This window comes from Rhizobacter sp. P2_G4 (genome assembly GCF_056403575.1).
In genome coordinates this window covers 1-21359 of sequence record NZ_JBFUFG010000011.1, presented here as the reverse complement: position 1 = coordinate 21359, position 21359 = coordinate 1, and the positions used below count along the sequence as shown (strand labels likewise).

Here is a 21359-nt window from a genome sequence, read left to right as displayed (position 1 = left end):
GGCCGGACGGCTCTGAACCTCAGCCCGGCAGCGGCACCGTGATCCGGCGCGGGTTGATGCCGTTGTGCGGGAAGTCCTTCATCGCGGCAATGAACATCGCCCCGGTGAGCTGGTCGCCGCCGGAGGTCAGCCCGTCGTTGCTGGCGCGTGCTTCGTAAAGCGGCTGGTTGGTCTTGCGGTCACGGATCAGCACCGCCACTTCGCGGTCGTAGCGCGGGCTGTCGTAGGCCAGCCCGGCGCCCGGTCCCCAGAACGGGCGAGCACCCCAGCGCGAATAGAACGGGCTGCCGCCGCGCCACCAGAACGGGTCGTCGTAGTAGCGGTCGGTGCGCGAGATGCGCACGCCCACCTGCACGGTCACGTCGGCGTCCTTCGGGTCGGCTGCTTCGACGAAGCCGGCCTGGGCCAGCGCCGGCCGCGCGGTGGCTTCGAGCTGCGCCTGCTCCTGCGGGCGGGCCTGCTGCGAGGGCAGGCGCTCGAAGGCGTAGCTGGTCGCCTTGCGGTCGGCGGGCCACTGGCTGTAGGTGGACACGTCGCTCTCGATGGCGTTCATGCCCGCGCAAGCCGTCAAGGCCGCCAGCAGGCTCAGCAGGGCAAAGGTCGACAAGCGCATATCAGCCTCCGGGCAAAAGAATCGGGCAAAGAGCGAAGCGGGTCAGGTCCCCTGGAACTTGATGACCGTGCCGTCGACCGGTACGGCCGGCGGCGCGCAGCCTTCGTCGGCATCGAACGCCAGGTCGCCGCCCGCATCGGGCACGCCGGTTGTTTCGAGCGTTGTGAAGGGGTAGAGGTTCCGGTCCATCATGTGCGAGGGCGTGATGTTGCCCATGGCCGTGAAGAGGTTGTCGATGCGGCCGGGGAAGCGCTTGTCCCAATCGCGCAGCATCTGCTTGATCTGCACGCGCTGGAGGTTGTCCTGGCTGCCGCACAGCGTGCACGGGATGATCGGGAACTCGCGGTGCGCCGCCCAGCGCTCGAGGTCGGTCTCGGCCACGTAGGCCAGCGGGCGGATCACGATGTTCTTGCCGTCGTCGCTCACCAGCTTGGGCGGCATGCCCTTCATGCGGCTGCCGAAGAACATGTTCATGAACAGCGTCTGAATCATGTCGTCGCGGTGGTGGCCGAGCGCCACCTTGGTCGCGCCCAGTTCGCCGGCCACCCGGTACAGGATGCCCCGGCGCAGCCGCGAGCACAGGCTGCACATGGTCTTGCCCTCGGGGATGAGGCGCTTGACGATGGAATACGTGTCCTGGTTCTCGATGTGGAAGGGCACGCCGAGGCCCTTCAGGTACTCGGGCAGCACGTGGTCGGGAAAGCCCGGCTGCTTCTGGTCGAGGTTGACCGCCACCAGCTCGAAGCGAATCGGCGCGCGCTTCTGCAGGTTGAGCAGGATGTCGAGCAGCGCGTAGCTGTCCTTCCCGCCCGACACGCAGACCATCACCTTGTCGCCGTCTTCGATCATGTTGAAGTCGGCAATCGCCTGGCCCACCTGGCGGTGCAGGCGCTTGCTCAGCTTGTTGATCTCGAAGGCTTCTTTCTTCGCTTCTTCAGCTTGTTCCAGTACCGCGCTCATCACATGTCCTTCAATCCAAACACTTCACAACCGACCGCTTCGCAGTCGGGGTACACATCGGGTTTCTCGGTCGAGACCTTGGCGGCCTTGACCCGCGGGTGGGCCAGCATCAGCGCCAGCACGTCGTCGCACAGGGTCTCTTGCAGGTGCACATGGCCTTGCTTCACGCGGATGGCGATGCTGCGGCGCATGAAGTCGTAGTCGACCACTTCTTCGAGCTCGTCTTCCTTCGGCGTCGACAGCGCGAGCGGGATGTAGAGGTCCACGTTGATCAGCACCCGCTGCTCGCCACGTTTCTCGAAATCATGCACGCCGATGTTGATCCACACCTCGTAGTTGCGCAAGAAAAGGCGCCGGCAGTCCATCAGGCTGGGGTGGCTCAACAAGGAATGCATGTCATGCGTCCTTCGACGGGTTGGCTAGAAACATCACGTCGCGCGGTTGTGGCTGCAGGTGCTGCCCTCCGTCCACCAGCAGGGTGGTGCCCGTGATGGCCGGCGACTCGATCAGGAAGCGCACGCTGCGCGCGATGTCGGCCGGTGCCGACGAATGGCCCAGCGGCGTGAGCTGGTGCGCCTGCGCGAACTCGCTGCCCGTCATCTCACCCGACAGCAGCGTCACGCCGGGTGCGATGCCGCACACCCGGACCGTCGGCGCCAGCGCCTGCGCCAGCATCGTGGTGGCGGCCTGCAGGCCGGCCTTGGACAGCGTGTACGAGAAATAGTCGGGGTTGAGGTTGAAGAGCTTCTGGTCCAACAGGTTGACCACGCAGCCGGTGCGCCCACCTGCCTTCACGTGCTCATGCAGTGCCTGCGCCAGCAGCACGGCCGGCGCGGTGTTGGCACGCCAGTGACGGTCCATCGCGGCGTAGCTGAAGCGCTCGGCGTTGTCGTATTCGAAGGTCGATGCGCTGTTGACCACCGCGTCGAGCCGCTTGAAGTGCGCCAGCACGGCGGGCACCAGCGCACGGCAGCCGGCTTCGTCGGACAGGTCGGCGGCAAAGCCGGCGGCCTGGGCTCCTGCCTCACGGGCCAGGGCCACCGTTTGCTCCGCGTCCTCGCGCGAGTGGCGGTAGTGCACCGCCACATCGAAGCCGTGCGAGGCGAGGTCGAGTGCGATCTCGCGGCCCAGGCGACGGGCCGCGCCAGTGACCAGGGCGACGGGGCGGGCAGACATGCTTCCTACAATGCGGCGATGCAATCCAACGAGTCCGTCAGTGTATCGGCCATGCTCTCCCGGCTGATCCACCGGGCCATTGAGCGTGCGGGCGGCTGGCTGCCGTTCGACCGCTTCATGGCGATGGCCTTGTACGCCCCGGGCCTCGGCTATTACGCCAACGACAGCCGCAAGTTCGGCCTGATGCCCAGCTCGGGCAGCGACTTCGTCACCGCGCCCGAGATGTCGCCCCTGTTCGGCCGCTCGCTCGCCCGGCAGGTGACGCAGGCGTTGCGCGCCTGCGGCAGCAACGAAGTGTGGGAATTCGGCGCTGGCTCGGGCGCGTTGGCCGAGCAACTGCTGGATGCCTTGGGCTCGCAGGTGGCGCGTTACACCATCGTCGACCTGTCGGGCAGCCTGCGTGTGCGCCAGCGCGAACGCCTGGCGCGCTTCGGCGACACCGTGCAGTGGGTCGACGCCTTGCCCGAGTCCCTCAACGGCGTGATTGTCGGCAACGAGGTGCTCGACGCGATGCCGGTGCAGCTGCTGCACTTCGACGGCACGCAATGGCTCGAGCGGGGCGTGCTGTCACAGGGCGACGGCTTCGCCTGGAGCGACCGGCCCACCGAGGCGCTCCCGCCGCACGACGGCCCGTTCGCGCCCGGCACCGTGACCGAAATCCACTCGCAGGCCGAAGCCTTCATCGCCACCCTGGCCGACCGCCTGCAGCGCGGTGCGGCCTTCTTCATCGACTACGGCTTTCCCGACGCGGAGTACTACCACCCGCAGCGCACCGGCGGCACGCTGATGTGCCACCAGGCCCACCTCGCCGATGCCGATCCGCTTGTCGACGTGGGGCTGAAGGACATCACCGCGCACGTCAACTTCACCGGCATCGCACTCGCCGCGCAGAACGCCGGGCTCGAGGTGCTGGGCTACACCTCGCAGGCGCGCTTCCTGATGAACTGCGGCGTGTTGGACCTGCTGCAGAACGCCGACGTTCGCACCATCGCGCCGGCGCAAAAGCTGATCGCCGAACACGAGATGGGCGAGCTGTTCAAGGTGATCGGCTTCGCCCGCGGCTGCGATGCGGCCTTCACCTCCGACCCTCTGGGCTTCGCCCAGGGCGACCGGACGCACCGGCTGTGAACGGAGAATTGCCATGGGCCTGAGGTGGCTTCTCGTCATCCTGATCGCGCTGCTGCTCTTCAGCGGGCTGCACAAGTGGCTGGAGAGAATCGGCCTGGGCAAATTGCCGGGCGACTTCCGCTTTCGCATCTTCGGCCGGGAGTTTTTCATCCCGCTCACCAGCAGTGTGCTGCTGAGCCTGGTGGCGATGGCGGTCGCGCGGCTGTTCTGAAGTGCGGCTGCGTTCTCCCGAAGCAGCCGCTTGCGCCAGCTCAGCCTTTGTAGAAATACGGGTCGAGCACGCTCACCTTCGTGATGGCGCCGACCGGCAGGTTGTTGCGGCCAGCGGTTTCGCGAATGGCGTCCGGCGACGGGCCGTCATACACGCAGAACGACTTGCGCAGGTCCTCGCTCACGTACGAGTGGACCCAGGTCACGCCGCTTTGAAGGTTGTTGTCGACCACCGTGCTGCAGGCTTGGGCGCCTTCGGCGTTGACGGGAATGCGCAGACCATCGGGAAACGAACGTTCGACGACATAACGGGGCATGGTGAACTCCTTGAAGTGGGTTGGAACGGCCTGAATGAACCGTTGACCTCACTGTAGAAATTCAGCCCTGCCCGCACCTCGGTGGGCTTGCCCAGATTGCGCAGCGGCCTTGCCTATTTTGGGTTGCCGATGCCGACCTGCCGGGCTGCCACCATGGCCTCGGTGCGCGAGCTGACGCCGAGCTTGGCGAAGACGGCGGCCAGGTGGTGGTCGACCGTGCGCACCGAGCGGCACAGGCGTTCGGCGATCTCCGAGTTCTTGAGCCCCTCGCACAGCAGCTGCAGCACCTCCACTTCGCGCGCGGTGAGCTGGTGCGGGTTGACCTGGGTCGATGCCCGCACGCCGCGCGGCAGACCGCGCACGCCGGCGGCGCGCAGCTGCTTGCGCAGGCTGTCAATGGCCGGCCGCGCGCCGAGCTGCTCGAACAGGGCGGCCGCTTCAAGTTGGGCGTCGGCATCGCCTTCGGCCAGCGCCCGAGCGTGCTCATAAGGGCAGCCGAGCGCAGCCCAGGTCTGAGCGGCTTCGCGCCACTGGCCACGCATCTGCAATGCAAACGGTTCCGCGCACGGTTCAGGCATGGCGACTGTCGCGCCGGTGCGCTGCAGCCACCAGGTCAGCTCGCCAGCGAACCACGGGTGCCGGTGGTGCAGAGCGAGCGGCAACCCAGCCTGCGCTTCTTCGGCGGCTGCGCGCAGGTCGCCGCGCAGCCAGGCGGCCTCGGCACGGGCGGCGCGCACCGGGCCAGTGCGTTGCAGCGTGCCGCTGGCCAGCGCAAGTTCCAGCGCCTCGTCGAGCGCCTCGGCCACGCCAGGGTCACCGCGCCGCGCCCGCAGGCGGCCCAGCGCCACGAGGGCCATCACTCGGCTGGTGGTGCGGTGGGTGATCTGCCGCACGATGTCGAGGGCGCGCTCTCCGGCGTCGTCCCAGCGGCCCAGGTACATCTCGCACAGGGCAAGCCAGGCGGCGCAGTAGTGGCGATAGAAGTCGATCTCGTGCTGGTGAGAGAACGCGATGGCCTGGGTCAAGTAGCGCTCGGCCTCTCGCAGCTGGAAGACCTCGCCCGAGCCGGAGCCCAGGTTGTTGCAGATGTTCGCCGCGGTGTAGTGCAGCCCATCGGCGAGCGCCAGATCGAGCGCGCGGCGCAGGTGAGCGCAGCCGGCTTCGTAGTCGATGAACATGGTCGCCGCGCCCATCGCACTCAGGGCCGCCGGCAGCACCTCGCGCGCACCGAACTGCTCGGCGAGACGGATGGCGCGGTTGCCCCAGTCGATCGCCGCCTCGCAATCGCGGTTGAGCATGCGCAGCTGCGCTTCCACGCGGTAAGCGCGGGCCAGCGGCATGCCGGGCGGCAGCGTCTCCAGCAGGCCGATGGCTCGGCGGCTGGCGTCGTCGGCCTCGGCGTTCTTCAGGGCCAGCACGTACACCAGCGCGAGCTGGCTGAGGTTCTCGGCCTCGCCCACGATGTCGTTGGAGCGTTGGTGCAGCTCGTGCAGCTGCATGCGCGCGTCGATGGCTTCGTTCAACTGGTCGTTGTGCTGGCACTCGGTGGCGTAGGCCTCGAGCCAGGCGATGCGGTCGGTGTCGCTCGCCGTTGTCGCGTGGTGCAGCGCGGTGCGGTAGTGGGCCGCGGCCTCGCGGTGGGCGCCGCGCTGTTGCGCCTGGCGCGCGGCCTCCGGCGCGTAGCGGAGCACGGCAGCGTCGTCGCCAGCGTGCGTGGCGTGGTGAACCAGGCGCGCGAGCGACACGCGCTGCGTCTCGTCGTCGAGCAGCGTGCCCAGCACACCGGCGTGGAGCGCCTGCGCTACCGGCTCGGAGAGCGACGTCTCGACCGCTGCGCGTGCCAGCTCATGACGGAAGCTGAGTGCCGACGCCGCGCTCACCAGCAGGCCGGAGTTCAGGCACTCCTCGATCAGGGCGACGTGTGGGGTGAGCTGCTTCTCGATCAGCCAGCGCTCGATCCGAGCGGGCACGATGGAGGCCAACCGCACGATGCTCTGTGCGCCTTCGCTGAGCCGCGCAAACCGAGACAGCACCAGTGCCTGCACGCTGCGCGGTACGCCGTCCACGCCCTGGCGAAGCAGCTCGGTGACGAAGAACGGGTTGCCATGGGTGGCAGCATGAATGCCGGCAGGCGATTGCAAGGCACCACGCGCAAGCAACTCGACGGCGGCTGCAGACAGGCGTGGCACGTCCACCCGCGTCACTAGGCTGCTTGGCAGTTCGCCGAGCAGCAGCCGCAGTGGGTGCGCAGGCGTCAACTCGTCGTCGCGGTACGAGATGGCCAACAGGCAGGGGGCGCGGTCGATGCGCCGGCGGAGGAACTTCAACAAGTCGAGCGTCGCGTCATCGGCCCAGTGCGCGTCTTCGATGACGAGCAGCGTCGGCCGGCGGCTTTGCTGCAGCTCGGCCAGCACGGCCTCGAACAGCGCGGACCGGTTGCTCTCCGCCGCCAGCAGCGAACGAAAGCCGACATCCGATGCTCGTGCAATGTCGTGCAGCGGGGCCAGCGGGTGGGGCGTTTGCAGGGCGTCGCAGGCGCCCCACCACAGCTGGGCTTCGCCACGCCGGTTGGCCAGCGCCTTCAGCAGGCTGGTCTTGCCGATTCCGGCTTCGCCGGCGATCAGCGCAGCATGGCCCGACCCACCGGCGACGGCGCGCAGGCGATCTTCAAGGGTGTGCAGGACGCTGTCGCGTTCAACCAGTTCCATCGGTCACCGAGTTTAGGCACCGGGCTCGAACGTGTCATGGGCGCCATGGCCCTTCGAATCGGGGCCCATGGCTCCTTCGGGCGATGCCGGCCGCCGCGCCGCTGAAGACACTTCATGCCATGTCACGTCATGGAGAAATTGGAATGAAGCCCGCTGTTCTTGCCGTCGTTCTTGCCGCCGTTGCGGCTCTGCTCGCGCTCAGTGCTGCCACCGCTGCACACGCCGCTGAATCGCCCTCGTCGGTCGCTGCCTTGCTGGCCCGCGTGCCCGACCTGCCGGCCACCGCTGAAGAGGCCGCGCGCTGGGTCGACAAGAACGGCGCACTCGTTCACCTCGGCCTGCTCGCGTTGCGCAAGGACATCGAGGCACACCAGCAGGCCATCGGCCAGATCCAGAAATCGGTGGCCGTGCGGCACCAGGCGCAGTCGGCCATCGCCACCGAAGACCTCGGCAAGGGCATGGCCGACGTGGGCATCGACATGGCCCGCATGCAGAGCGATCCGGCGTACGCGAAGGAGGTGCAGGACCGCGTGCGCAAGATGTCGCCGCAGGAATTGATGGCGATGTCGCAGAAGCTGTCGCAGCCCTTGAACCAGGACAAGCGCTACCAGAACGCGGCGAAAGCCATGGTCGACGATGCGCCCGCCACGATTGCCGCGGCTGAAGCGGGCGAGGCTTACAGCGGTGCCCAGATGACGCGAATGAAGACCAACCTTGTGGTCTGGCAAGAGGCCGACGAAGCCGTCTCACGCGTGCTGAAGAAGCCGCTGGCCGTGGGCATGGTCAAGCCCGCGATGGAGTGGGAAAACATCGGTTGCGATGCCGGTTGCCGGGCCCAATGGGACGCCTACGCCGCGAAGACGCTGCCGCTGATGATCGCCCGCGACACGGAGGTATTGCGCATCCGCCGCGCCGCGTTGCAGCGCCAGCGCGGGGCCATCACCGAAGAGATCAAGACCGCCGACAAACACCTCGCAGCCTCGCAGTTCGGTGCGCTGTCGCAGAGCCAGGTGAACCAGATGAAGATCGTTGCCTACGACGGTGCCGTGGTCGCCGAGATCAGCCAACTCGTCGACCGCATCGGCGACAGCGTGAAGAGCGCCGCCGTGGTGACGCAGTGCGGCAAGCAGATCGTGTTGGCGCCGCGGGCGGTGTGCCGCTGAGCAGCCTCAGCCGGCCAGGCTGACAGCCACCGCGGCCTGGCGCGCGTTGCGGATCGCGTCGCCAATGGCCGGGCCCTTCCAGCCTTTCTCGAGCGCCTGCGCGGAGACGCTCGCGGTGTCGACCGCCAGTGCCGCATCGAGCGCACGCTGCAGCCGCTCGCGCTGCGGATAGGGCCGGTTCTCGAAGCCGGTGCGGCCGCGCGCGTCGCATTCGCAGGCGAGCAGCAGCTCGGCAAAACGCTGCGGCCGGCGCCAGGCGTCGCAGCGCTCGAACAGGCGCATCACGGCGGCAGCATCGAGCGTTTCGCTGCGGTGCACGTTGCCATGTTCTCGTGCCACTGTCTCGGCGAGCTCGCGGCAATCGGTGGGCACCTTCAGGCGCTCGCAGACGTCCTGCACCAGCTTCACGCTGCGCGCTTCGTGGGCGATGTGGCGAGGCAGTTCTTCGGCACGCGTGGTGCCCTTGCCGAGGTCGTGGCCCAGGCAGGCGAAGCGCACGGTCAGCGGCGTTTGCAGTTGCGCCGCCGTGTCGAGCACAAGCATCAGGTGCACACCGGTGTCGACTTCGGGGTGGTGGGCAGGCGGTTGCGGCACGCCCCACAGGCAGTCGACCTCGGGCAGCAGCCGGGCCAACGCCCCGCAGGCACGCAGCACCTCGAACATGCGCGACGGCTTGTTTTCCATCAGGCCGCGGGCCAACTCCTGCCACACGCGTTCGGGCACGAGCGCGTCGACTTCGCCTTCTTGCACCATCTGCTGCATCAGCCGATTGGTCTCGGGCGCGACGCTGAAATCGGAGAAGCGCGCCGCAAAGCGCGCGACGCGAAGAATGCGCACCGGGTCTTCGGCGAAGGCGGGCGACACATGGCGCAACAGCTTCGCGCGCAGGTCCTTCTGCCCGCCGTAGGGGTCGACGAGCGTGCCGTCTTCGGCCTGCGCGATCGCATTGATCGTCAGGTCGCGGCGCAGCAGGTCTTCTTCGAGCGTGACGCTCGGGTCGGCGTGGATGGTGAAGCCGCGGTAGCCCGGCGCCGACTTGCGCTCGGTGCGCGCGAGTGCCACTTCTTCCTTCGTCTGCGGGTGCAGGAAGACGGGGAAATCCTTGCCGACCGGCGTGTAGCCCGCGTTCACCATCTCCTGCGGCGTGGCACCGACCGCGACCCAGTCGCGGTCGTTCACCGGTAGCCCCAGCAAGGCATCGCGCACCGCACCACCGACCATCCACATCTTCATGCGGGGAGTGTATGAGGCGGATTGCCCAGGCGAACGCACAGATGCCTCGATCCAGCAACGCCCGCGGAGCCGGCTTTGCCGGTCCGCCAGGCGGCGCCCTTGGGGGCCGAGCCCGGGCACAAACAGTCCACTGGACTGTTTGTGCCTGGCGAGGAGCTGGGCCGCTGGCCCAGCGCGGCCTGCAAGGCGGAGCGCAGCGACTGGGGGGCCTAACGACCTTTTCGGTAGGGCTCGTCCATCGCGACGAAGTCGTGCTCAGCCAGCGCGTCGCGGGTCCAGGCGGCCACGCTGGGCAAGGCTTGCACTTGATCGATGTAGGCCTGAATCACCGGCGGCACCGGCACGACGAAGGTGACCAGTCGCTTGACCACGGGAGCGAAGAAGGCATCGGCAACGCTGAACTGGCCGAACAGGAAGGGGCCGCCGTGCTCGGCGAGCAACTCGCTCCACATCTGCACGATGCGGTCAACGTCGGCGCGCACCTGCGGCTCGGTGCTCAGCACCCGCTGGCCGACCTCGGGGAACGAGGCTTCGATGTTCATGCCGAAGTGGTTGCGCAGCGCGCTGAAACCGGAGTGCATCTCGGCGCACACGCTGCGGGCGCGCGCTCGTGCCTTTGCATTCGTGGGCCAGAGCTTCTTCTCGGGGAATTTCTCGGCCACGTACTCGGCGATCGCCAGCGTGTCCCAGATGGCGAAGCCATCGTCGACCAGCACCGGCACCTTGCCGACGGGACTCAGCCGGCTGAGCTCGGCCTTGAATTTGGAGTCGGCATCGAACGAGTCGAAGCGGATCATGCGTTCTTCGAACGGAATGCCGGTCTGCTTGAGCAGCACCCAGGGGCGCATTGACCAGGACGAGTAGTTCTTGTTGCCGATGTAGAGCTGCAGGGGCATGGCGTGAGGCCTTTGAGACGGGCCTCAGATGCTAGGCGACGGCGCTCGTTTTGGCGATGACAAACCGGCATGGCGGTGATGCCGCCTTCGCATCTGTCACGCCCGGCCGGCACCTCGGCGCCACACGTCCAGGCGCGTTGCCTCGCCGAGGCGAGACAACCAGGGCGCCATGACGCCTTCGATCGCGGTCGGTGCGATGCCCAGTGCCTCGAGAGCAGGCGCGGCACCGGTGGCCACGTTGGCGACCTGCATCGAGTCGATGTTGTCGCGCGACATCAGTGGTTCACCCGGCAACCATTCCATCAGCATCGCCTGCAAGCGCCCGAGCGCTGCCGGCAAGGCCACTACCGGCCGCTCGTGTCCCGACCAGCGCCCGGCCATCCTCACCAATTCGGCCAGCGTGTAGACGCGTGGGCCCACGCATTCGAAGGTGTGGCCGATGCTGTCGGGCTGGTCGAGTGCGGTCACGATGGCCTGCGCCACGTCGTTGACCCACACCGGCTGGAAACGCGCGTCGGCGCACGCCAGCGGCATCACCGGGAACAGCGCCTGCAGCTTCGCAAAGAGGTTGAGGAAGCGGTCTTCTGCGCCGAAGATCACCGACGGCCGCAGCACGGTCAGCGCGAGCCCTGCGTCGCGCAACACGGCTTCGCCCTGGGCCTTGGTGCGCAGGTAACGCGACGGTGCTCCATCGGCTGCGCCGAGCGCGCTCACATGCACCACACGCCGCACGCCGGTGGCGAGGCAGGCGCGTGCCAGCTTGCGCGGCAGCTCCACATGCACCCGCTGAAGCTCCGCCTCACTGCCGTGCAGCGTGGCCACCAAGTTGATGACCGCATCGCGGCCCGCCACCAGGCGAGTCAGCGTGGCTTCGTCGTGAACGTCGGCCTTGTGCAGCTGGATCGTCGGCAGAAGCTGGATGGCCTTGGCGCGCTGCGGTTGCCGGCTCGGCACAGTGACGGGGCCACCGCTGCCGCCCGATCGCTCGACCAGCTTGTCGCAGACGGCGCGGCCGACGAAGCCGGTACCGCCCAACAGCAGGATGTTGCTTACGCCCGTGCGCTGGGGTTGCCAAGAGGTTTCGCGAAGCCTTTTGGGGCCGGGCGTCACGGCAATTCCTTGTCGAGCGGTGTTTCGGGACCCGGCCGCGGGCCGATCTGGTTGCCCAGGCGAGCCTTCAGCGACGGTGCCTGCGTCGGCGCCGTCTGGGCCAGCAGGGCGGCGTAGAAGGTGGCGTTGGCCATCACCTTCTTCACGTAGTCGCGCGTTTCACTGAAGGGCACGTTCTCGGCCCACACCGCAGTCTCGAGCTTCGGGCCTTCGCGCCAGCGGCGCGAGCGGCTCGGGCCGGCGTTGTAGGCCGCGGCGGCCAGCACCTGTGAACCTTCGAAGTCGTCGAGCACCAGGCGCAGGTACTGTGTGCCGATCTTCAGGTTGGTGTCGCGGTCGGTGATCATGTCGGGCGAGAAGGGCACGCCCATCTTGCGGGCCGTCCAGCGCGCGGTCGCGGGCATCACCTGCATCAGCCCGGAGGCGCCCACGGCAGATCGAGCATCCGTCACGAAGCGTGATTCCTGGCGGATCAATCCATACATGTAGGCCGCGTCGACGCCAGCCTCGCGGCTGCGCGCCTGCATCTCCTTGCGGAAGGGCATGGGGAAGCGCTGGGCCATGTTGATCTCGGTGCGCGTGCGGTCGCTCGTGTTGATGCAGCGGTCCCAGATCTCGCGGTCGCAGGCCAGCTGCGCAGCGGCGAGCAGGGCGCGGTCGTCCATGCTGCGCAGCGTGAAGTTCCATTCGCGCACGCCTTCGCTGCGCAGGCCGATGGCGATGAGCTGCATCGCGCGCACCAAGCCCGGCTCGCGCGCAGCGGCCTGGCGCTCGGCGTCGGTGGGCGGCGCGGGCAGGGGCGGCAGCGCGATCGGCTGGCCCAGGTCTTCGGCGGCAAGTGCGCCGTAGAAATTGAGCTGGCCGACGAGCGTGCTCATCATCTCCTGGGCCTGCGCCGTCATCGCCTCGGGTTCTGTCGAGTCCTTGGCCAGGGCTTGCAGCGCGCGGGCCTTCCAGTAGACCCAGGTCGGGTCGCGCTGCTCGCTCGGGTTCATCGCATTGATGGCCTGCACCACCTGCTGCCAGCGCGGCTTGCCCTCGTTGGCGCGCAGTGCGGCGCGGGCCTTCCAGGCCAGCGTGTCGTCGGCCCAGTCGATCTCCATCACGGCCTTGCCGGCCAGCAGCGCGGCACGCTGGTAGTGGTCCGAGGCGTTGGGCAGCAGCTTCATCGCGGCCTGCTTGGCGACGGCTGCCCAGGCACAGGCGGCGAGTTCGGGCGGCAGCAGCAGCTCCCACTTCGCGTTCAGCGACGCGGCCGCAGCGTCGGGGTCGGTCGAGGCGAGGCGCATCAGGGCCAAGGCCGCGAGCTCCTTGTCCTGCCGGGTCCGCGTCACGGTGAGGGCGGTCAGGTAGCGGGCGGGCTTGTCGAGCAGGTCGGTCGCCTCGGTGCCGGCACGCGGGCTCACCAGCGCGGCGGCGAGCTGGGCGGCCTTGGGCTTGTTGGCGTCGACGGCCAGGCGCGCGCGGCGCCAAGCATCGTTTTCGGTGAGCAGCTTGGCGTCGTACAGCGCAGTGCCGAGCTGGGCACAGCCGTCGTCGGCATCGCGCTGGTTGAACCATGCGGCGCGGGCGGCGGTGCGCACGTCTTTGCCATCGAGGTGGTCGGCGAGCAGGGCGTAGCAGCTCACCTCGCGGTCGTCGTTCATGCGGAAACGTGGGTAGTCGGCCGCGAGCGCCTTCCAGTCGCGCCGGCGGCCCAGTTCGAGCAGCCAGTCGTTGCGCAAACGGTCCTCGACGTAGGTGCCGCTCCACCGCTTGTAAAAGGCCTCGACCTCGTCGCTCGAGGCGGCGAACAAGTGGTTGTTGAGCTGCCAGTAGTCGACCCACATGGCCAGCGGATGGCGCTCGGCCATCGCGGTGGCGCGCAGCGCAGTGAGGCGGTTGCTGTCACGCTTCATGAAGGCTTGGCGTGCTTCGACGATGGCGTCGTTGCCGCTCTGGGCCTGTGCGGGCCCCACGCCGATCAGCAACGCGGCCGCGAGGCTTGCCAGCCGCAGGGCACGTACCACCATCGGCCGCTCATATACTGATTTCAAAAGCCTACCCCGTCTTTCATGGTCTCTCACACACTGCCTTCTCGCCCGGCGCTTCGCGCACATCTGCGAGCCGTGAGAGAACGATTCGCGTCATCACCAGAAGCTGCAGCCGCCGAGTTGTCTCTGGCGAAGGAACTGAGGGCGCTGGTGGAACGCCTGGAGCCCGAATGCCTGGGCGTCTACTGGCCGACGCAATCGGAATTTAACGCAGCAGCCCTGTGGCACGACGACAAGGTGGGTACTTCCTTTCAGCTGGCGTTGCCTTTCGCACAGAAGGAGCCGCGCCAGATGCACTACCGGCTGTGGGACGGCTCGCCGCCCGAGTTGGTGGACGACTGCAACATCCCCGCAAGCCAGGGCAAGCTGGTCGTGCCCGACGTCGTGCTCGTGCCGTGCGTGGGCGTCACGCCCAGCGGCTACCGGCTCGGCTACGGCGGCGGGTATTTCGACCGCTGGATGGCCGCCCACCCGCACGTCACCGCGGTCGGCGTGGCGTGGTCGGTCAGCCGCATCAGCGATGAAGACTTCGCCGCCCAGCCGCACGACCAGCCGCTGACGCTGGTCGTGACGGAGCAGGGCGTGGCTTGAGCTGCCCCGCCACGCTGGCTATTTGAGGTCGGAGCGGTTCTGGATGATGCGAGACACCAGGCCGTAGTCCACGGCTTCTTCGGGCGACATCCAGTTGTCGCGTTCGATGTCCGTCAACACCCGTTCGAGCGTGCGCCCTGTTTCGCGGGCGATGACCGCTGCGATGCGTTCGCGGGCCTTCACGATCTCGCGCGCCTGGATGGCGATGTCGGTCGCCATGCCACCGGCGCCGCCGCTGGGCTGGTGAATCAGGAAGCGCGTTTGCGGCAGGCACACGCGGCGCTCGCGCGGCACCGACAGGTACACGTGCGTTGCTGCGCTGCCGACCCAGCCGGTGCCGATCATGAACACCGGCACGTCGATGAACTTCACGATGTCGTGGATCGCGTCGCCCGACTCCAGGTGGCCGCCCGGCGAGGACACCAGCACGTGGATGGGCGCGGAGCTGTCGGCTGCCAACGCCACCAGGCGGCGCGCCGTGTCGGCCGCGGTGCTGTCGCTGATGGCGCCGAACAGGAAGACGGTGCGTGACTTGAAAGCCTTCTCTTCAAGGAACTGGCCGCGCATGTCGGCTGTTGGGGTGGGTGCTGGAGTTTCCATGGGGCGTGGGATGGGAGTGGTTTGAACCCGTATGACGAACGGGCCGGCCATTTCGTGACAAGCTCCCGGCTCGCGTTGGAGATTCCATGAAGCCCACCTTTGCGCTCCCCTTTTCGCTCCCTCTGGCCCCCGCCGACCGCCGCCGCCTGCTCGATATCGCGCGCGGCCTGCTCGGCACCCATGCCGATGCCGAAGATGTGTTGCACGACGCCTACCTGCGCGCCGTGACTGCACCACCGGTGGATGTGCAGACGCCGCTGGCCTGGCTCACGACCGTGGTGAAGCACCTCGCGGTCGACGGCCTGCGCCGGCGCCAGCTCGAACGAGGGCAGGCCTCGTCGCCCGGCGAAGTAGCCCCGTCGGCTGAAGACGAGGCCGCACTTCTGCAGCGCCGTGCCCAGGCGCTGCGCCAGCTGGCCGACACGCTGCAGCCGGTGGAAGCGGCAATGCTGCTGCTGCGCGAGGTCTTCGAGTTCAGCTACGCCGCGCTGGCCGAGCGATCGGGGAAGAGTGAGGCCGCTTGCCGACAGACCGTGCACCGCGCCTTGCTGCGCCTGCGCGATGGGTCACACGGCGAACCCGATGACCGCGCCACCGCCGATGCGCTGTACGTGCTGTGCCTGCGCGCGATGCAGAGCCTGAGTCCGGCGCCCCTGCATGCGATTCTGGCCACGACGATGTCGGCCCAAGCGAGCGCGAAGGCCGTGATGGCGGCCACCCAGTCTGGCGGAGGCATCGTGCAGATCGAGGGCGGTTATGCGCTCGTGCTGATGCACGAAGGCAAACCCATCTGCTGCATGCCACTCGGGCCGGTGACGACCGCCAGCGCCGAGTCGGTCTAGCTTCAGGCGGTCTCGCCCATGGCCAGGCGAGTTTGCGCAGCGAGCTGTTCGACCCAGCTGCAGAACTCGTCGACTTCCTTGCGCGCGCGGCTGTTGGCCGGGGTGATCAGCCAGTAGGACAGGTCGATCGCCACGCGACCTGCCACGCCGAAGGGCTCCAGCAGGTCCCCGCGCTCCAGCTGTTCGATCACCAGCGGCAGCCGTGCGAGTGCCACGCCCTGGCCCGCCAGCGCCGACTGCACCTGCTGGTAGGTGAAGTTGAGATACAGCCAGCGGCGCGGCTGCACGTGGGGTGCGCCCTGCTGCGCGAGCCAGTGGCGCCAGCTCAGAAACTCGGCGCTCGGGCGGTTGTCGTCTTCTTCGGTCAGCGTGTACTGCGAGAGGTGTTCGGGCTTCGACAACGGCGGCGCCTGCCCGTTGCGGATCTGCTCGGCCAGCCAGGGGCTGATCACCGGCGTGATCACTTCGCCGAACAGCTTCTGCGAGCCCGGCGGCGCCCGGTGCCGGCCCGAGAAGCGCACGATCAGGTCGAACTCGGGATCGGTGGTGTTGACGATCATGTCGGTGGCCGAGACGCGGATGTCCATCTCGGGCCGGTCGCGCTGAAAGGCCTCCAGCTGCGGCAGCAGCCACATCGAGGCGAACGACGCGAAGGTGTTGACGTTGACCACGCGCCGCCCTTGCGACTGGCGGATCTGCTGCACGCTGGCGTCGATACGGGCCAGGCTCGGGGCCAGCGCGCGCAGGAACATCGCGCCTTCTTGCGTCAGCTCCACCTTGCGCGTGCCGCGCAGCAGCAGCGTGGCGCCCATGTCTTCTTCCAGCGACTGGATCTGCCGGCTGATGGCCGACTGGGTCAAGCTCAGTTCGTCGGCGGCGGCACGGAAGCTGAGGTGGCGGGACACCGCCTCGAAGGCTCGGATCGGGCCCACCGAGAGCGGGCGGCGGCGGACGTTATTCATGAGTAAAACGCGTTAATCGCTTGTCGGCAATTCATTGGACGCTCCCCGTGCACGGGCCTATTCTCCAGGCATCGATTCAAAAGGAGTAACGCCATGAACACGCAACTGATGACGAGAGAGCAACAGTCTACCGCTTCGTCGGCACTGTGGTCCGTGGGTGCAGGCGAGGCCTTGCGCCTGAGCATCGGCCCGGGCGAGCGTGAAGTGCACGTGGCCGAAGGGCGCCTCTGGCTGACGCGCGAAGGGTCGCTCGAATCGCCGCCCGAAGACATCTGGCTCGAAGCCGGCGACAGCATCGCACTCGAGTCGGGCAGCCAGTGGGTGGCCGAAGGCTGGGGTGCCACACGCTTCCAGCTACTGGTGCCGCCACGGGCTTGCGCCCAGGCGTCGCGCCATGTCAGCGCTTCTTCGGCTTGGCAGCGGGTGTCTTCTTCGCTGGTGCCTTCGCTGGGCTGACCGGCTTGGGCCGTTTGGCGCCCGGCTTGGCAGGCTTGGCGTTGCGGGCACGCAGCGCCGCCTCCATCGCGAGGCGCGTCCACGGGAGCATCAGTGCGGGCGATTCCATCGCGTCGTCGGGTGCCGTCCAATAGCCCAGGCTCACCTGCTTGCCGGAGCTGTCGTAGACAAAAGGCTCGCAGCCGGCTGCTTCGAAGCGCGGCCGGGTCTGTGCATCGACCTTCAGGTACAGCCGGTCACCGCTGGCCAGCGCGACGAATACTTCGTCCACATAAAAGCCATGCCCGCCGAACATGCGCTTGATGCGCACCGGCCCCAGCTTGCCGAGCAGTTCGGCGCAGTGAGCGGCAAATTCGGACGTGGCAGCCATGGTGTCGGACTCCGTGATGCTTCAGGGCCGCGGGATCACGGCCAGCGGCATGCGCACCACGGCACGCAGGCCGTGCGGCTGCACCGATTGCAATGACACGCTGCCGCGGCTGCGCTCGACGATCTCCTTGACGATCGCGAGACCCAGCCCGCAGCCATTGCCCTTGTGCGTGGCCCGCACGAAGCGCTGGAAGACGCGCTCGTGGTCGGCCTCGGGCACGCCCGGGCCGGTGTCTTCCACCGTGATGACGGCATCGTCGCCTTCGGAATGTGCGCTCACCGTGATGCTCGCGCCGCGCCCCGCGTAGCGGATGGCGTTGTCTACCAGGTTCACCAGCGCCTCGCGGATCAGCATCGCGTTGCCCAGCACCTGCAGCGGCTTGTCGACGCCGTCGGGTGACTCGGTGTCGTCGGTGCCGAGGTCGATGCCGGCGGCGATCGCGCGAGGCACCTGTTCTGCCGTCACCTCGCGCGCCAGGCGCTGCAGGTCGAAACGCGTGCGCGACTGGGCCATCGCGGCCTCCGGCTCAGCGCGTGCCAGTGCCAGCAGCTGGCTCACCAGGTGCGCGCTGCGTGTGGCGCTCTCGTGCACGAGTTGCAGCCGCGCCTGCAGCTCGGGGTCGGCGCACACGGCAGAGCTGGACAGCGCCAGTTCGGTCTGGCTCTTCAGCCCCGCCAGTGGCGTACGCATCTGGTGGGCGGCGTCACTGATGAAGCGCTTTTGTGCGTTGACGTTTTCGCGCACCTCGGCCAGCAGCGTGTTCAAGGCCAGGGCCAGGCTGCGCACCTCTTCCGGCGCGGCCTCCAGGCGGATCGGCGCGAGGTCGTTCGTGGCGCGGCTTTCGACCACGCTGCGCAAGCGCGCAAGCGGCGCCAGCCCGCCGCGGATGCCGCCCCACACGATGACCGACATCAACGCGATCAGCAGCGACAAGGGCAGCGCGGTGTCGATCAGGATCTGCCGCGCCAGCTCTTCGCGGCTGGTGCGGCTGCGCGCCACTTGCACCAGCATCTGCTGCGGCTTGCCGGGCTCGCCGTATGCGAGGTAGAGCGCCACCACGCGCACGTTGACATCGCGCTTCTGATCAGCGGCGTTCTTGTCGTGGATGACACCGTCGTACAGATACGGCTGGCCCAGGCGAGGTTCGGCGATGGCCGGCGGCTGCGGCATCTGGCTGTTGCCGAGGATGAACTCGCCCGGCGGCGTGCTCACCATGTAGTACACGCGGTCGTCGGGGTCGGCCTCGATGATGTCTTGAGCGGCACGCGGAAAGTCGATCAGCAGCCCGCTGCCGCTGGGCTTCACTTGGCGCGCGAGCGAGCGCGACGCCGTGCTCAGGCTCGCATCGATGGCCTGGTTCGCGTAGCGGTCGGCCAGCTGATAGGTGAAGCTCGCGGCCGCCAGCCACAGCACCAGTTGCGGCAACAGCAGCCACAGCAGCAGGTGGCGGTGCAGCGAGCGAGTGCCCGGCGTGAGGCCCGGCATGCGGCGCAGCGCGCCGAGCGGCGATGTCCAACGGCGCAGCATGGGGGTGCGCCTCAGCCTGGGGCGATGGCGCCACACCGAAGGCTTGCAGGTGTTCTCACCCTTGTCCTTCCGCTTCGAGCAAGTAGCCCAGGCCGCGAACGGTGCGGATCGACACCATCGACCCTTCGAGCTTGCGGCGCAAGCGGTGGATGTAGACCTCGATGGAGCCGAGGTTCTGCTCGTTCGGGTCCGGCGTCCAACCTTGCGCGATTTGCTCCTTGGTGACCACGCGGTCGCGCTGGGTCAGCAGCAGGTCGAGCAGTGTCCATTCGCGCGGCGACAGCTCCAGCGTGGTCTTGTCGACGACCGCGCGGCGCGCTTCGCGGTCGAAGCGAAGCAGGCCTGTGGTCTGCACCGCCGGGGTGGCCACAGGGCCATGCGCGCGGCGAAGCAGGGCACGGATGCGGGCTTCCAACTCGGGGAAGTCGAAGGGCTTGGTGAGGTAGTCGTCGGCACCGGCATTGAGGCCGGCCACGCGCTGCTCCAGGCCGTCGAGTGCGGTGAGCACCATCATCGGCAAGGTCGGCTTCACGGCGCGGACCTTCTTCAGCACGGTGAGACCGTCGACGAGCGGCAGGCCGAGGTCGAGCACGCCGAGGTCAAAGTCGTGGCGCAGCAAGAGGTACTCCGCGACCGCGCCGTTGCCCGCCACTTCGATCTCGAAGCCGCTGCCCTTCAGGCTCACGGTGAGCGCGTCGGCCAGGATGGTGTCGTCTTCGGCAAGCAGCAGTTTCATCGGGCGGTCGGATTCGGGTGCCCGAGATGGTATGACAGCGTGTGCCGGCTCCGCGGGGTGTTTCCCCCGGGGGCCGCCGGCTGGCTTTGCTGCTGTCGATGCCTGCGGCCCTGTGCCTTTGCCGGCCGGTGGGGCCTTGCGTCGAGTGCTCAAGACGATGCCGTCACAGCTGCTGCAGAAGTTCCTTGCGCTTTTGCTGGTACTCGTCTTCGGTGATCAGGTTCTTCTCGCGCAGGCGCTTCAGGGTCTCGAGCCGGCGCTCCAGGTCGTCGCTCCGGTCCGCTGCCTTGGCAGGCGCCGGTGCTTGGGCGGGCTGGGCCGCTGGTGCCGGGGCTGCTGCCGGTGCCGGCGCAGCCGCTGTAGCGGCCACCGTTGTTGGGATCGACAGCCAGTCGGCACGCCGGTTTGTGGCGTCGGCCGCTTCCAGCTTCACGCTGCCGGCCGCGCTGCGCGAGCCGAAGACGAAGCGTGGCGGCGCGCCCGTGCCACGATAGACGTTGTAGAACTCGAAGCGGGCATCGTGGGCGATGAACTGCAGGTTGCCGCCTTGAACGAACAGGCGCGCAGCCACCGCCATCGGCGAGCCGAGAATGCCGCTTTCGCGGCGCGCGCTGCTCAGCAGCAGCACGTCGTCCGCAGGACCTGCCCGTTCGAACGCTTGCGACAAAGTGGGAACCAGTTCGGCCAGCTCGTCGTTGGCAAACAGGGGCGCACGACCACCGGTGGCGTCGATGAAGCGCACGCGGGCTAGCTGGTCGCGCAAGGTGTCGGGGCTCAATTTCGCGGGGTGCTGATTCGGTTCCGCACCGGCTTCACGCGGCACCAGCTCGATGCGCGTGAACTCATGCAGTTGCCAGCTGCGGGATTGACCGGCGTGGGCGGCCGCAACAACGCCGCTGGCCAGCAGGCCGCCGCACACCAGCTGCGTGAGCACGCGGCGTCGGCCAAGGGATTCGTGGGTCATGGAAGGGTTCGCTTCTAGTGAATCTGAACCGCAGTGTGCCCCGAAGGCCGCAAACGAGCGGTCTTCGGGGCATTCACATCACAAGGTCAGAACCAGATTTCCGCTTGGGCACCGAAGCTGGTGCCCTTGGTCTTGCCATTGGCCAGACCGGTCAGGCCGTTCGGGCCGGCGGCGTCATTGGCGGCGGCGTTCCACTTGGCGGTGGTGACGTACAGGCGCAGCTCCGGGCGGTTCCAGAAGCCCGGGCCCGCCGACAGCGTCGGCGCGAAGGTGAACTTCGCCAGCTTCTGGGTGCCGGCCCCGTCTGGCTTCTTCTGCATGTAGCCCAGTTCGCTCACCAGCTTGAAGTTGCGCGTCAGCGCGTACGACGCACGGCCACCGATCGAGGCTTCGTTGAACTTCGTCGTGCCGGCCACATCGTCCTTGTCGTGCTGGCCGTACAGCGCCACCGCCTGGCCCCCGAAGGCGCCCAGCTGCCAGGTCAGGCTTTCCACCAGGCGCCACTTCTTCACGCTGCTCGGTGCCGTCATGGTGCCGAAGTTGCCGTCCAGACCGGCCGAACCCTGGGCGAACTGCAGCCACAGGGTGTTGCCGCTGCCGGTGCCGAGTGCGGCGATGTCGACCGTGTGCTGCAGGCTCAGACCGAAGCCGCTGGTGCCCTTGCCATCGGTTGCGTTGTCATAGCGGCCCTGGGTGTAGGTGCCGGTCACGCGCAGAGCGCCCATGCCGACCGGGATCTCCTGCACGTCGACGTTCAGGCGTGC

At 67.9% G+C, this 21359-nt stretch carries 23 protein-coding genes; 6 read left to right on the top strand and 17 right to left on the bottom strand.

Annotation, left to right across the window (positions count from 1 at the left end; genetic code table 11):
• Positions 1-19 precede the first annotated feature (19 nt).
• The 4 genes from AC1DYS_RS26735 to AC1DYS_RS26720 are packed head-to-tail and all read right to left on the bottom strand — an operon-like array spanning position 20 to position 2749.
• Complete coding sequence (locus AC1DYS_RS26735) at positions 20-613, bottom strand: DUF4136 domain-containing protein (protein ID WP_477904600.1); 594 nt, start codon at positions 611-613, stop codon at positions 20-22.
• A 42-nt stretch (positions 614-655) separates the two neighbouring features.
• A complete protein-coding gene (ttcA, locus tag AC1DYS_RS26730) occupies positions 656-1573 on the bottom strand; it encodes a tRNA 2-thiocytidine(32) synthetase TtcA (protein WP_477904599.1) in 918 nt (305 codons plus the stop codon).
• A complete protein-coding gene (locus AC1DYS_RS26725; RefSeq protein ID WP_477904598.1) occupies positions 1573-1968 on the bottom strand; it encodes a dihydroneopterin aldolase in 396 nt (131 codons plus the stop codon). Before AC1DYS_RS26725 ends, ttcA begins: the two co-directional genes overlap by 1 nt.
• Position 1969: 1 nt before the next feature.
• Positions 1970-2749: an SDR family oxidoreductase gene (locus tag AC1DYS_RS26720; protein WP_477904597.1), complete on the bottom strand. Its 780-nt coding sequence runs from the start codon at positions 2747-2749 to the stop codon at positions 1970-1972.
• Positions 2750-2767: 18 nt separating this feature from the next.
• Between AC1DYS_RS26720 and AC1DYS_RS26715 the strand changes: the two genes are divergently transcribed.
• Entirely contained in the window at positions 2768-3877 is a 1110-nt protein-coding gene (locus AC1DYS_RS26715; protein ID WP_477904596.1) for a class I SAM-dependent methyltransferase, read from the top strand.
• Positions 3878-3890: 13 nt separating this feature from the next.
• Positions 3891-4088, top strand: coding sequence for a DUF2905 domain-containing protein (locus AC1DYS_RS26710; RefSeq protein WP_477904595.1), 198 nt, complete (start codon positions 3891-3893; stop codon positions 4086-4088).
• 40 nt (positions 4089-4128) lie between these two features.
• On the opposite strand, the gene AC1DYS_RS26705 is transcribed toward AC1DYS_RS26710, so the two are convergent.
• Together AC1DYS_RS26705 and AC1DYS_RS26700 are read right to left on the bottom strand one after the other, a co-directional pair.
• Positions 4129-4404: a DUF4242 domain-containing protein gene (locus tag AC1DYS_RS26705; RefSeq protein WP_477904594.1), complete on the bottom strand. Its 276-nt coding sequence runs from the start codon at positions 4402-4404 to the stop codon at positions 4129-4131.
• Between the two features lie 113 nt (positions 4405-4517).
• The gene (locus tag AC1DYS_RS26700) at positions 4518-7112 is read right to left on the bottom strand and encodes an ATP-binding protein (RefSeq protein ID WP_477904593.1); all 2595 of its coding nucleotides are present in this window, start codon (positions 7110-7112) and stop codon (positions 4518-4520) included.
• A 143-nt stretch (positions 7113-7255) separates the two neighbouring features.
• On the opposite strand from AC1DYS_RS26700, the gene AC1DYS_RS26695 reads away from it, so the two are divergent.
• Positions 7256-8275, top strand: a complete 1020-nt coding sequence (locus AC1DYS_RS26695; RefSeq protein WP_477904592.1) for a hypothetical protein — start codon at positions 7256-7258, stop codon at positions 8273-8275.
• A 6-nt stretch (positions 8276-8281) separates the two neighbouring features.
• Here AC1DYS_RS26695 and AC1DYS_RS26690 read toward each other — a convergent pair whose 3' ends face one another.
• The 4 genes from AC1DYS_RS26690 to AC1DYS_RS26675 all read right to left on the bottom strand — a co-directional run bounded on the left by AC1DYS_RS26690 (position 8282) and on the right by AC1DYS_RS26675 (position 13526).
• Positions 8282-9508: a multifunctional CCA addition/repair protein gene (locus AC1DYS_RS26690; RefSeq protein WP_477904591.1), complete on the bottom strand. Its 1227-nt coding sequence runs from the start codon at positions 9506-9508 to the stop codon at positions 8282-8284.
• A gap of 209 nt (positions 9509-9717) precedes the next feature.
• The gene (locus tag AC1DYS_RS26685) at positions 9718-10404 is read right to left on the bottom strand and encodes a glutathione S-transferase family protein (protein WP_477904590.1); all 687 of its coding nucleotides are present in this window, start codon (positions 10402-10404) and stop codon (positions 9718-9720) included.
• 96 nt (positions 10405-10500) lie between these two features.
• A complete protein-coding gene (locus AC1DYS_RS26680; protein ID WP_477904589.1) occupies positions 10501-11514 on the bottom strand; it encodes a complex I NDUFA9 subunit family protein in 1014 nt (337 codons plus the stop codon).
• Positions 11511-13526, bottom strand: coding sequence for a lytic transglycosylase domain-containing protein (locus AC1DYS_RS26675; protein ID WP_477904588.1), 2016 nt, complete (start codon positions 13524-13526; stop codon positions 11511-11513). Before AC1DYS_RS26675 ends, AC1DYS_RS26680 begins: the two co-directional genes overlap by 4 nt.
• A gap of 42 nt (positions 13527-13568) precedes the next feature.
• Between AC1DYS_RS26675 and AC1DYS_RS26670 the strand changes: the two genes are divergently transcribed.
• Complete coding sequence (locus AC1DYS_RS26670; RefSeq protein WP_477904587.1) at positions 13569-14138, top strand: 5-formyltetrahydrofolate cyclo-ligase; 570 nt, start codon at positions 13569-13571, stop codon at positions 14136-14138.
• A gap of 18 nt (positions 14139-14156) precedes the next feature.
• On the opposite strand, the gene AC1DYS_RS26665 is transcribed toward AC1DYS_RS26670, so the two are convergent.
• Complete coding sequence (locus AC1DYS_RS26665) at positions 14157-14738, bottom strand: ATP-dependent Clp protease proteolytic subunit (RefSeq protein WP_477904586.1); 582 nt, start codon at positions 14736-14738, stop codon at positions 14157-14159.
• A gap of 86 nt (positions 14739-14824) precedes the next feature.
• Between AC1DYS_RS26665 and AC1DYS_RS26660 the strand changes: the two genes are divergently transcribed.
• Positions 14825-15580, top strand: coding sequence for a sigma-70 family RNA polymerase sigma factor (locus AC1DYS_RS26660; RefSeq protein ID WP_477904585.1), 756 nt, complete (start codon positions 14825-14827; stop codon positions 15578-15580).
• Positions 15581-15582: 2 nt separating this feature from the next.
• Here AC1DYS_RS26660 and AC1DYS_RS26655 read toward each other — a convergent pair whose 3' ends face one another.
• Positions 15583-16542 carry a LysR family transcriptional regulator gene (locus AC1DYS_RS26655; RefSeq protein ID WP_477904584.1) on the bottom strand — a complete coding sequence of 320 codons (960 nt, stop codon included), beginning with the start codon at positions 16540-16542 and terminating at the stop codon, positions 15583-15585.
• Positions 16543-16635: 93 nt separating this feature from the next.
• Here AC1DYS_RS26655 and AC1DYS_RS26650 point away from each other — a divergent pair, with 93 nt between their 5' ends.
• Positions 16636-16998 carry a DUF2917 domain-containing protein gene (locus tag AC1DYS_RS26650; protein ID WP_477904583.1) on the top strand — a complete coding sequence of 121 codons (363 nt, stop codon included), beginning with the start codon at positions 16636-16638 and terminating at the stop codon, positions 16996-16998.
• Here AC1DYS_RS26650 and AC1DYS_RS26645 read toward each other — a convergent pair.
• The 5 genes from AC1DYS_RS26645 to AC1DYS_RS26625 form a co-directional block, all read right to left on the bottom strand.
• Positions 16940-17368, bottom strand: a complete 429-nt coding sequence (locus tag AC1DYS_RS26645) for a TfoX/Sxy family protein (RefSeq protein ID WP_477904582.1) — start codon at positions 17366-17368, stop codon at positions 16940-16942. The two genes, AC1DYS_RS26650 and AC1DYS_RS26645, sit on opposite strands and share 59 nt — an antisense overlap.
• A 21-nt stretch (positions 17369-17389) precedes the next feature.
• Positions 17390-18895, bottom strand: a complete 1506-nt coding sequence (locus AC1DYS_RS26640) for a sensor histidine kinase (RefSeq protein ID WP_477904581.1) — start codon at positions 18893-18895, stop codon at positions 17390-17392.
• A 55-nt stretch (positions 18896-18950) separates the two neighbouring features.
• On the bottom strand, positions 18951-19631 hold the full coding sequence (locus AC1DYS_RS26635; protein ID WP_047489725.1) for a response regulator transcription factor: 681 nt from the start codon (positions 19629-19631) through the stop codon (positions 18951-18953).
• A 163-nt stretch (positions 19632-19794) separates the two neighbouring features.
• Complete coding sequence (locus AC1DYS_RS26630; RefSeq protein ID WP_477904580.1) at positions 19795-20595, bottom strand: SHOCT domain-containing protein; 801 nt, start codon at positions 20593-20595, stop codon at positions 19795-19797.
• A gap of 86 nt (positions 20596-20681) precedes the next feature.
• Positions 20682-21359: carbohydrate porin (locus AC1DYS_RS26625; RefSeq protein WP_477904579.1), on the bottom strand; the 678-nt coding region annotated here is incomplete at its 5' end.

What these genes read in the sequence shown, in the direction of transcription:
- AC1DYS_RS26720 (WP_477904597.1), bottom strand. Translation starts at nt 2,749, where the DNA reads ATGTCTGCCCGCCCCGTCGCCCTGGTCACTGGCGCGGCCCGTCGCCTG.
- AC1DYS_RS26700 (WP_477904593.1), bottom strand. Translation starts at nt 7,112, where the DNA reads ATGGAACTGGTTGAACGCGACAGCGTCCTGCACACCCTTGAAGATCGC.
- AC1DYS_RS26630 (WP_477904580.1), bottom strand. Translation starts at nt 20,595, where the DNA reads ATGACCCACGAATCCCTTGGCCGACGCCGCGTGCTCACGCAGCTGGTG.
- AC1DYS_RS26645 (WP_477904582.1), bottom strand. Translation starts at nt 17,368, where the DNA reads ATGGCTGCCACGTCCGAATTTGCCGCTCACTGCGCCGAACTGCTCGGC.
- AC1DYS_RS26650 (WP_477904583.1), top strand. Translation starts at nt 16,636, where the DNA reads ATGAACACGCAACTGATGACGAGAGAGCAACAGTCTACCGCTTCGTCG.
- AC1DYS_RS26690 (WP_477904591.1), bottom strand. Translation starts at nt 9,508, where the DNA reads ATGAAGATGTGGATGGTCGGTGGTGCGGTGCGCGATGCCTTGCTGGGG.
- AC1DYS_RS26635 (WP_047489725.1), bottom strand. Translation starts at nt 19,631, where the DNA reads ATGAAACTGCTGCTTGCCGAAGACGACACCATCCTGGCCGACGCGCTC.
- AC1DYS_RS26640 (WP_477904581.1), bottom strand. Translation starts at nt 18,895, where the DNA reads ATGCTGCGCCGTTGGACATCGCCGCTCGGCGCGCTGCGCCGCATGCCG.
- AC1DYS_RS26705 (WP_477904594.1), bottom strand. Translation starts at nt 4,404, where the DNA reads ATGCCCCGTTATGTCGTCGAACGTTCGTTTCCCGATGGTCTGCGCATT.
- ttcA (WP_477904599.1), bottom strand. Translation starts at nt 1,573, where the DNA reads ATGAGCGCGGTACTGGAACAAGCTGAAGAAGCGAAGAAAGAAGCCTTC.
- AC1DYS_RS26725 (WP_477904598.1), bottom strand. Translation starts at nt 1,968, where the DNA reads ATGCATTCCTTGTTGAGCCACCCCAGCCTGATGGACTGCCGGCGCCTT.
- AC1DYS_RS26660 (WP_477904585.1), top strand. Translation starts at nt 14,825, where the DNA reads ATGAAGCCCACCTTTGCGCTCCCCTTTTCGCTCCCTCTGGCCCCCGCC.
- AC1DYS_RS26735 (WP_477904600.1), bottom strand. Translation starts at nt 613, where the DNA reads ATGCGCTTGTCGACCTTTGCCCTGCTGAGCCTGCTGGCGGCCTTGACG.
- AC1DYS_RS26710 (WP_477904595.1), top strand. Translation starts at nt 3,891, where the DNA reads ATGGGCCTGAGGTGGCTTCTCGTCATCCTGATCGCGCTGCTGCTCTTC.
- AC1DYS_RS26675 (WP_477904588.1), bottom strand. Translation starts at nt 13,526, where the DNA reads ATGGTGGTACGTGCCCTGCGGCTGGCAAGCCTCGCGGCCGCGTTGCTG.
- AC1DYS_RS26670 (WP_477904587.1), top strand. Translation starts at nt 13,569, where the DNA reads ATGGTCTCTCACACACTGCCTTCTCGCCCGGCGCTTCGCGCACATCTG.
- AC1DYS_RS26665 (WP_477904586.1), bottom strand. Translation starts at nt 14,738, where the DNA reads ATGGAAACTCCAGCACCCACCCCAACAGCCGACATGCGCGGCCAGTTC.
- AC1DYS_RS26685 (WP_477904590.1), bottom strand. Translation starts at nt 10,404, where the DNA reads ATGCCCCTGCAGCTCTACATCGGCAACAAGAACTACTCGTCCTGGTCA.
- AC1DYS_RS26695 (WP_477904592.1), top strand. Translation starts at nt 7,256, where the DNA reads ATGAAGCCCGCTGTTCTTGCCGTCGTTCTTGCCGCCGTTGCGGCTCTG.
- AC1DYS_RS26715 (WP_477904596.1), top strand. Translation starts at nt 2,768, where the DNA reads ATGCAATCCAACGAGTCCGTCAGTGTATCGGCCATGCTCTCCCGGCTG.
- AC1DYS_RS26655 (WP_477904584.1), bottom strand. Translation starts at nt 16,542, where the DNA reads ATGAATAACGTCCGCCGCCGCCCGCTCTCGGTGGGCCCGATCCGAGCC.